The organism is Endozoicomonas sp. (genome assembly GCF_051008435.1).
In the GTDB taxonomy this organism is placed as follows: domain Bacteria; phylum Pseudomonadota; class Gammaproteobacteria; order Pseudomonadales; family Endozoicomonadaceae; genus Endozoicomonas_A.
This window is the reverse complement of the sequence record NZ_JBPCXO010000414.1, coordinates 1-7,181: the sequence shown is the minus strand read 5'-3', so window position 1 is coordinate 7,181 and position 7,181 is coordinate 1. Positions and strand designations below refer to the sequence as shown.

Genomic DNA, 7,181 nt, shown 5'->3' with positions numbered 1-7,181 from the left:
AAACAGCAGGTGCTGATCAAACTCAACAGGGCTATCCTTGAATTTTGGTGGTGGTGACATCTGGCATTATTAGGGTTGATTTAAGGCTTATCATAACAGATAAACCTATTCTCGGTCAGGCTCCTAGCTGGATACTATGACCTCGGAAACAAATTGTGGTGCAGCTTTTTACCTGCTAACGCACTCTCAGGAACTCCTAAAACCAACCAATACCGGGCAGCTGGTTAAGAAAACAGCGCCTGATACTATTGTTCATGAATGGAGTAGGCTTGAGCCTCCTGTCGATCTTTTGGAAATGCTTGAGTCAGACCGCTTTAACCCATACCTGGTTTTTCCAGAGTCATTGGCTATTTACCAGCAACCCATTGAGTCAGCAAGCTCTGGCACCTCTGATAAATTACTTTATATCCTTCTTGATGGAACCTGGCAGCAGGCTCGGAAAATGTATCGGCAGAGTCCATACCTGCATTTTCTGCCTTTGTGTCAGGTCTATCCTTCAGAAAAGTCTGTGTATGATCTCAGGCGAAATCAAACGAATGGTGGTTTGTGTACCGCTGAGGTGATTGCAGAAATATTGGGAATGGAGGGGAAAGCTGAACAATCTTCAGCTCTCAGAGAGTCCGTTGCAAATTTCTGTGCAAATCATCGTTATAAGTCATTTTCCAGCTGAATTTAACGTACATAGCTGTTTTTCTTTCCCTTCTATATAATGTCCGTTTTTGTATAGATTGCTGTTCAATCTCCCGTTTGGAAGACCTGTATGACTCGTGTGAATAATATGAAAAGTGCTGAGATTCGCTCTGCTTTTCTTGAATACTTCAGAGAAAATGGGCATGAGATAGTACCCAGTAGTTCTCTGGTGCCTCACGACGATCCAACCCTGCTGTTTGCCAACGCAGGTATGAACCAGTTTAAGGATACGTTTCTGGGCCGGGAACAGCGAGCATACACTCGAGCAACGTCATCCCAGAAGTGTGTCCGCGCCGGAGGCAAGCATAATGACCTAGAGAACGTGGGTTATACAGCGCGCCATCACACGTTTTTTGAAATGCTGGGTAACTTCAGCTTTGGTGACTATTTCAAGCAGGATGCCATTCGTTTTGCCTGGACCTTTTTGACTGAGAAACTGCAGTTGCCGGTGGATCGTCTCTGCGTAACCGTCTATGAGTCAGATGATGAAGCCTATAGTCTCTGGCTGAATGAAATCGGAGTTTCTGCAGACAATATTATTCGCATTGGAGACAACAAAGGCGCTCCCTATGCGTCTGATAACTTCTGGCAGATGGGGGACACCGGACCTTGTGGCCCATGCACAGAAATCTTCTATGACCATGGAGATCATATCTGGGGTGGACGTCCTGGTACTCCAGAGGAAGATGGCGATCGATTTATCGAAATCTGGAACATTGTTTTCATGCAATACAACCGTCAGGCAGGTGGGGCTATGGAGCCTTTGCCTAAACCGTCGGTAGATACAGGTATGGGGCTGGAAAGAATTTCCGCCATTATGCAGGGTGGCCACAGTAACTACGATATCGATATTTTCCAGAACCTGCTGAAAGATGCGTCAGAAATTTTAGGTGGTGTTCCTTCAACCGAAGCTTCTCTTCGTGTTATTGCTGATCATATTCGCTCAAGCTCTTTTATTATTTCGGATGGCATTATGCCTTCCAATGAAAGTCGCGGTTATACACTGAGGCGGATTATCCGACGTGCATGCCGCCACGGCCATAAGCTGGGAGCTACTGAATCATTCTTCTATAAACTGGTGGCTTCTCTGGTGCGGGAGATGGGTGATGCCTACCCTGATCTGGCTAAGAACCAGGCGCAGATAGAGAGAATCCTGCTTCAGGAAGAAGAGCAGTTCACTAGAACGCTCGACAAAGGTATGAAACTCCTGGAAGACAAGCTGCAAGGCCTTGAAGGCAGTGTTATTCCGGGTGAAGTTGTATTTACCCTCTATGATACTTACGGCTTCCCTGTTGACCTGACCAACGACATTGCCAGAGAGCGTAAGCTAACTGTTGATGAAGACGGTTTTGAAAAACTGCTGGAAGCTCAGCGTGAAAGAGCAAGGTCAGCCAGCAAGTTTGGTGTTGATTACAGCGAACAGCTAGTCATTGAAGGCTCTACCGACTTCACAGGCTATGAAAAACTTCAGGATGGAGCTGAAGTAACCGCTTTGTTTGTTGAAGGTCATTCTGTTGATTTTGTTTCGGAAGGTCAGCAGGCAACGGTCATACTGCAGTCTACACCTTTCTATGCTGAGTCAGGCGGCCAGGTAGGTGATACCGGGTTGCTCAACTTTGACGGTGGTCAACTGAAGGTGGTTGATACCCAAAAGCAGGGCGACAGCCATCTTCATCTCTCAGAAGTCGTGCAGGGTAAATTAAAGATCGGTGACACTGTCAGTGCCTATGTTGATGTCGAAGGCCGTAAAGCAACTGAGCTGAATCACTCGGCTACTCATCTGCTGCACGCTGCATTGCGTAAGGTGCTGGGTGATCATGTTACCCAGAAGGGCTCTTTGGTGGATCCGGATAAGCTGCGTTTTGACTTTTCTCACTTTGAAGCCGTTAAGCAGGAAGAACTCAGGGCTGTAGAGCGATTAGTCAATCAGCAAGTCCGTGACAACAGTCTGGTTGAAACAGAGTTGCTTGATATGGAAGCCGCACAGGCTAAAGGTGCGATGGCCCTGTTTGGTGAAAAGTACGGTGAAGAAGTTCGCGTTCTCTCCATGGGATCTGAAGGATTCTCTGTTGAACTCTGCGGTGGCACACATGTCAATCGAACTGGTGATATCGGCTCTTTTAGGATTGTGTCAGAGTCCGGTATTGCTGCAGGAGTAAGGCGTATTGAGGCTGTAACAGGTCTGGCAGCTGTTGCTTATCAGGAGAAACAGGAAGATACCCTGAAGACAGTGGCGAGCCTTGTTAAAGGTTCCCAGGATACTATTCAGGATAAAGTGGCTACTTTACTGGATCGTAATAAAGAACTTGAGAAAGAGCTTCAGAAGCTCCAGCAGAAACTGGCTTCTGCGGGAAGTGCGGATCTTATCTCCAGGGCGGTGGATGTTAACGGCGTTAAAGTGTTGGCTACAGAGCTTGAAGGAGTGGATCCAAAGTCATTGCGTGACATGGTGGATCAATTGAAGGGCAAGCTCCAGACAGGTATTGTCTTCCTGGCTGTGCCTGGTCATGCCAAGTTCCCCCTGGTAGCAGGTGTAACCAAAGATCTTACTGGCAAGGTAAAGGCCGGTGATCTGCTTAAAATGGTTGCCGAACAGGTAGGAGGGCGTGGTGGCGGTCGTCCTGATTTTGCTCAAGGTGGGGGCTCTGATGCATCTAAATTGAAAGAAGCTCTTGAATCGATTACTCCGTGGTTGCAAGAGCGTCTGTAATATAATGGGTTAATGCGATCAACTTACCCCAATAAAAACGAGCCTTGTGGCTCGTTTTTATTGGGGTGTGCTTTTTTTCACAAAGCTATTCGTGTTACATTCCGTGATCGGCTGATTGATGTAGAACGATATAAAAATGGCGCTGTTAGTACAAAAGTTTGGCGGCACCTCGGTTGGGAACCTGGAACGTATTCAAGGGGTTGCCGACAAGGTGAAGAGGTTCAGGGATCAGGGGCATGATGTCGTTATCGTCGTCTCAGCAATGAGTGGCGAGACCAACCGGCTTACTGAGCTTGCAACCAATATTCAAAAACAACCCACTCCAAGGGAGATGGATGTCCTGCTTTCCACGGGTGAGCAGGTCACTATTGCTCTTTTGGCAATGGCTCTGAATGAACGTGATTGCCCAGCTCGCTCTTATACGGGGAGCCAGGTGTCCATAATCACTGACCAGGCTCATACCAAAGCTCGTATCCAGCAGATAGATACTGAAAGAATGCGGGCTGACCTGGATAAAGGGCGCGTTGTGATTGTGGCAGGCTTCCAGGGGCGTGACTCTGAAGGCAATATTACAACCCTTGGCAGGGGTGGTTCTGATACCACTGCCGTTGCTCTGGCAGCTGCTCTGGAAGCAGATGAATGTCAGATTTATACAGATGTCGACGGTGTGTACACGACCGATCCACGGGTCGTGGAAGGGGCTCGACGTCTGGATAAGATTACTTTTGAAGAAATGCTGGAGATGGCCAGTCTTGGTTCAAAAGTACTGCAGATCCGGGCTGTTGAGTTCGCTGGTAAATATAATGTCAAATTGAGGGTGCTGCATTCGATGCAGGATGGCCCTGGAACTCTAATCACGATCGACGATGAGGATGTAGCTATGGAATCACCGGTGGTATCTGGTATTGCCTTTAACAGGGATGAAGCAAAAGTCACTATTAAAGGTGTGCCTGACATTCCTGGTGTTGCATCCAGAATACTGGGTCCTGTCAGCAAGGCCAATATTGAAGTCGATATGATTGTTCAGAACGTTGCTGATGATCGCACTACTGATTTTACCTTTACTGTTCATCGTAACGACTATCAGCGAACTCTGGATGTCTGTGCAAAAGTGTGTGCAGAGCTCGGTGCGCGTGAGTACGACGGTGATGGGAAAATCGCAAAAGTCTCTATAGTCGGGGTGGGTATGAGATCCCATGCCGGTGTAGCGACCCAGATGTTTGAAGCTCTGGCTGCCGAAGGCATCAATATTCAGATTATTTCGACCTCTGAAATCAAGGTTTCCGTCATTATTGCAGAGAAGTACCTCGAGCTGGCTGTCAGGGCTCTTCATTCTGTATTTGAACTGGATAGGGAACCTGCTGAGAGTAACGGTGTCTAAGCTGGGTAGAGCGTCTTGATGAGGGAATGGTGCAGTCTCGACGTACTCCGTCCGAGTGATTTCAAGGTTGATTTAATCGTTGGCCAATTAGGAATATCGGGCAAAAATACTGTCATTCCCATCAGGTATGGATTCTTCAACTAGAATGGTCTGTGCCTGTTAAGAACTTATACAATGTGAATTTTTTGATGACTACATTTCTCTGCTAGTAAAAATACGCATGGAAATGTTGGGTTCGGTGGCTAGACTCTGTTGGCTGAGAGATTCTTAAGCATGAAACGGTGATCTGGCAGCAGCTGCTTTGCTGAGAACCTAAGCATTCCCGTATGTGGGGCTAAGGTCAATCAACCAAAGCACCGCCGTGCTCAGGATTGACGGTCGTTGACTTACAGAGATGTAAATAAGGAGATTGTAATGCTGATTCTGACTCGCCGCGTAGGAGAGACCCTGATGGTCGGGGACGAGGTCACTGTCACTGTGCTGGGCGTAAAAGGTAACCAGGTGCGTATTGGAGTCAATGCGCCAAAAGAAGTTGCCGTTCATCGTGAAGAGATCTACCAGAGAATCCAAAAAGAAAAAGAGCACGGAGGAATTCCATCCGTCTCTGAGTCATACTGAGTATCTGGTCGCAAACCGAATTCAGTGAAAAAATACCCGGCTAATTAGCTCGGGTATTTTTTTGTCTGTAAGTTGAGAGCGAGAATTAAATGTGTTTTGGTGATGATTGTTAAGCTATCCATTTTTCAGGCGAGTTATAAAAGTCGCTGGTCGTAAACGATGATAAGAAAAAGCTTGCATTCCAAGGCGTGAACAGTAATATTGGCGACACCTGCGGTGAGGTGGCCGAGCGGCTGAAGGCGCTCCCCTGCTAAGGGAGTATACGGTTTGTAGCCGTATCGAGGGTTCGAATCCCTCCCTCACCGCCATTTTCCTTTTCTAAGTTATTGATTCCTCAATAATTAATTATCTGAAAGTTCTTGTTTTTCCTTAGGTGTCCACGAAGTGTCCATTTTGTTCAATGGATTCAGTCTTACGGCATCTGTCAGATGATCTTTGCTGAACTTGGCGTACTTCATTGTCATCTTGATGTCAGAGTGACCGAGTATTGTTTGTAATACTCTTATGTTGCCGCCATTCATCATGAAGTGGCTGGCAAAGGTGTGTCTGAGAACGTGGCTGGCCTGTCCTCTGACCGTTCGGATACCAGATCGTAATAAAGCTCTCCTGAAAGCTTCCTGGCTGTTGGTGAACTCACCCTTATCCTGAATATGTTGTTTTACTTCCTGAAACAGCTCGGGATCTAACGGGATGACTCGATTTTTCTTGGATTTGGTGTAAGTCAGGCAGACCTGGTTATCCTTGAAGTGGTGATCTTTGCGGCTTTCGATCTCTCCCCATCGGGCTCCCGTAGACAGGCATATCTTGGTGATCATGTAGACGTGCGGATTAACGCACTTCTGTTGAATGTCCTGGAACAGAAGCTGTATCTCGTCACTGGTAAGATAGATCAGCTCTTTTTCATGGATTCTGATCTTTTCAACGGACTGTAGAGGGTTGCTATAGCCAATAATGCCATTCTTGCTCAGGAAGTTAAAAACGGCGTTCACATAGCCCGGAATGTTGTTCAGGGTCTTGTCGCCCATCCCTTCGTCTCTCTTCATCTTTTTGAATCTGTGCCACTCCTTGGCAGTCACCTGTTTGGCAACAGGATTATCTAGGGCCGTACAGAAGCGATTCAGGTTTTTGAGTGTGCGTTCATTATCTGCCAGCTCAATACCTCTGGCTTCATACCAGGTGCTGATGATCTCATCAAGTTGGCGGTTGTCATTATCAGGTCGGGCTCTATTTTTATTGGTAATCTGTTTGTCCCGGTACTGAATGCATTCGATCTTGGTGTTCGCGGTATATCGATATCGTTTCTCTCCGATCCTGAAATCTATTTTCCAGCGTGTGCCGATTTTTTTAATTGCCATAGAAAAGCCTTTTTATGCGTTCTGTTTTAATAGGATATTTTTTCTTTGAGTTTTTACTCTTTCTTGTTGCTTTTGTTTTTAATCTTGTTGTTTTTTTAATCGTTTGGATTGTCCTTTTGCAATAACTAAATTTTTTGATTTCTTATTGATCTTATTTAAGAGTGGTCAATTAAGGTCAGTCTGGGTCTATAAGGTTAATTAAGGTTCAATACAGGAATAGAACGTTAATGATTAGCCTGTGATGCCTATGGCGGTAAAAACGTGTATTGATAAAAAATAATTAATACATTTTTAAAAAAATACCTGTTTACCACTAATCATACGTCATGACACAGAGAAAGCAGATTTAAGAATATACATCTGTTTTTTTATTCTTCCTGATTTTTAAACAGTTGAAAATTGTCGAAACACTGCAATATTGGCAGTA

5 protein-coding genes and 1 tRNA gene are annotated in these 7,181 nt (G+C 45.9%); 5 read left to right on the top strand and 1 reads right to left on the bottom strand.

The window, feature by feature from the left end:
- Positions 1–136 precede the first annotated feature (136 nt).
- From ACR2PX_RS20905 to ACR2PX_RS20885, 5 genes are all read left to right on the top strand, one after another.
- Positions 137–670, top strand: coding sequence for a tRNA-uridine aminocarboxypropyltransferase (locus ACR2PX_RS20905; RefSeq protein ID WP_434001294.1), 534 nt, complete (start codon positions 137–139; stop codon positions 668–670).
- Positions 671–778: 108 nt separating this feature from the next.
- Complete coding sequence (alaS, locus tag ACR2PX_RS20900) at positions 779–3,400, top strand: alanine--tRNA ligase (RefSeq protein WP_434001295.1); 2,622 nt, start codon at positions 779–781, stop codon at positions 3,398–3,400.
- Between the two features lie 136 nt (positions 3,401–3,536).
- Positions 3,537–4,781, top strand: coding sequence for an aspartate kinase (locus ACR2PX_RS20895; protein WP_434001293.1), 1,245 nt, complete (start codon positions 3,537–3,539; stop codon positions 4,779–4,781).
- Between the two features lie 414 nt (positions 4,782–5,195).
- Entirely contained in the window at positions 5,196–5,399 is a 204-nt protein-coding gene (gene csrA / locus ACR2PX_RS20890) for a carbon storage regulator CsrA (RefSeq protein WP_062270508.1), read from the top strand.
- 215 nt (positions 5,400–5,614) lie between these two features.
- A tRNA-Ser gene (locus ACR2PX_RS20885) sits at positions 5,615–5,707 on the top strand.
- A gap of 33 nt (positions 5,708–5,740) precedes the next feature.
- Here the strand turns inward: ACR2PX_RS20885 and ACR2PX_RS20880 are convergent.
- The gene (locus ACR2PX_RS20880; protein WP_434001292.1) at positions 5,741–6,754 is read right to left on the bottom strand and encodes a phage integrase; all 1,014 of its coding nucleotides are present in this window, start codon (positions 6,752–6,754) and stop codon (positions 5,741–5,743) included.
- Between the last annotated feature and the right edge of the window lie 427 nt (positions 6,755–7,181).

Excerpts from the sequence above, each read along its gene's own strand:
- ACR2PX_RS20895 (WP_434001293.1), top strand. The coding sequence starts at position 3,537 with ATGGCGCTGTTAGTACAAAAGTTTGGCGGCACCTCGGTTGGGAACCTG.
- ACR2PX_RS20905 (WP_434001294.1), top strand. The coding sequence starts at position 137 with ATGACCTCGGAAACAAATTGTGGTGCAGCTTTTTACCTGCTAACGCAC.
- csrA (WP_062270508.1), top strand. The coding sequence starts at position 5,196 with ATGCTGATTCTGACTCGCCGCGTAGGAGAGACCCTGATGGTCGGGGAC.
- alaS (WP_434001295.1), top strand. The coding sequence starts at position 779 with ATGAAAAGTGCTGAGATTCGCTCTGCTTTTCTTGAATACTTCAGAGAA.
- ACR2PX_RS20880 (WP_434001292.1), bottom strand. The coding sequence starts at position 6,754 with ATGGCAATTAAAAAAATCGGCACACGCTGGAAAATAGATTTCAGGATC.